Here is a 1,672-nt window from a genome sequence, read left to right as displayed (position 1 = left end):
CAATAGAACCGATCGAGAGTATGCCATAATGGAAAATCACGGCAATAGTCTGCTGGGCAGGGCGGCTGAGATTGGTGAGGCGAAGAATCCGCGATCGCAAAACTTTTTTTACTACCTTAGCTAGGACTATCAGAGCAGCAAATAACCCAATCAAGGTTAATAACCCTAAGAAAGAATAGGGTTTATCTCCCACCCAAATGATTTCCCACGTCAAGCTTTGAACAAATGTGTCGTTAACTTGGCGGCTCAACTGGCGAGTTTGGGGAAATAGGTTACTAGTATAAATCAGGGTAAATACTAGGATAGTGACCCGGAAAAGGAGTATGAGAGTCCCGCCTGCAATTTCAGCACGTAAGGCAGGTTGGCGACGGTATCGATGGGTTGACTTAGTTAGCTTTTTGTGAAACAGCCATTTAATCTGGTGATCCCACAACGAGCCTACTCCCCAACTAGAGATGAGTCCCCATAACCCACATCCAACGGATAGGAATACCGCTTGCACGATATAGTCCTGGGTACGTTCGAGAAAAGCCCGTTCCATGGCATTCTGTACCAGTGTTTGCCAAAATCGGGCTTGTTCCTTGGGACTTCTTCCTGTTAAAGTGTCATTGGAGGTTACCGATAGCAAGTGGTTACCATTTACCTTAATCACTGGTAAGTTGTCAGTCCCAGCGATTTCTACGTCTATGGTTGGTGGTGCTGTCTCGATGATATGCTTGAGGGTATCACTGACGTAATCAGCCCGTTGTTGAGCAGTTAATGACCCAGCCGGTGCTACCTCAAACAGCGGACGCCCATCCAGGAAAATAGTTACCCGATTCAGATTGTCCTGAGCCACAATTGGCGCAGCTGCAATCAAGCAAGCGATCGCAATCGCTCCAATTACTACCAAGATTACTTGCGTCAGCCAATATCGGCAGCGAAAGAAGGGATTCATCAGCTACCAAAAATATTGCAGTTGAGAGCCAGGAGGCTTTAGCCCCGTCTAAGAGAAAGCCAAATAAAGGCAAGCCTAGTGTTAACTGTACTTTAGTGTTAACTAAAGTGCCTCTGTAGCATTACTGAAGACGGGTAATTAGTAATTGGTAATTAGTAATTGGTTGACTATTTTCCTCAGCGGTCAGCGGTCAGCGGTCAGCGGTCAGCGGTCAGCGGTCAGCTTATTTTATTCAAAAGCATCGATTGCGCTACACGCACGCTGCGCGAACAACAGTAGCTTGACCAATGGCTGAACGCGCACGCACCTCAAGTAGCGCATAAGCTGATAGCTGATAGCTGATTGCTAATAGCTGTTCGCGTAGCGTGGCCAAAGGCCTTTTGCTGATCCCTCAAACTATAGTGATCATACTATCCGTTTAAAGAAAGAGCATTCGAGGCATCTGGCTCAGAACCTGGCGAGATAGTAGCAGCATTTTGTTCCGCCTCCAGTTTCGGCTTCAAGTACAAATTTTCTAGTACCAGAGCTGCACCAGCTACCCAAGGGGGAACAATCAAAGCACCAAGAATCCCCAAAACCTTTGCACCACCTAGCACTGCCAACAACTGATATAAGGGGTGAACTCTCACAGAAGACCCCACCAGTAGGGGGTCAAGAATGTAGGTTTCCAGATTCTGAATAATCACAAATAGTAGCAATACCCAGGAGAAAGTCCATCCCCCTTGAGCAATTGCC

1 protein-coding gene and 1 pseudogene are annotated in these 1,672 nt (G+C 46.9%); both read right to left on the bottom strand.

Going from position 1 to position 1,672, the window contains the following annotated elements; translation table 11 throughout:
- Window positions 1–937: pseudogene (locus tag F6K53_RS40590) on the bottom strand (hypothetical protein); the annotation flags it as partial.
- A 410-nt stretch (window positions 938–1,347) separates the two neighbouring features.
- On the bottom strand, window positions 1,348–1,672 hold a 325-nt coding region (locus F6K53_RS40585), incomplete at its 5' end, for an AI-2E family transporter (protein WP_293085847.1).

It is taken from the genome of Moorena sp. SIO4A1 (genome assembly GCF_010672065.1).
Classification (GTDB): Bacteria; Cyanobacteriota; Cyanobacteriia; order Cyanobacteriales; family Coleofasciculaceae; genus Moorena.
The sequence above is the reverse complement of the archived record's forward strand: the minus strand, read 5'-3'. Positions and strand labels throughout refer to the sequence as shown.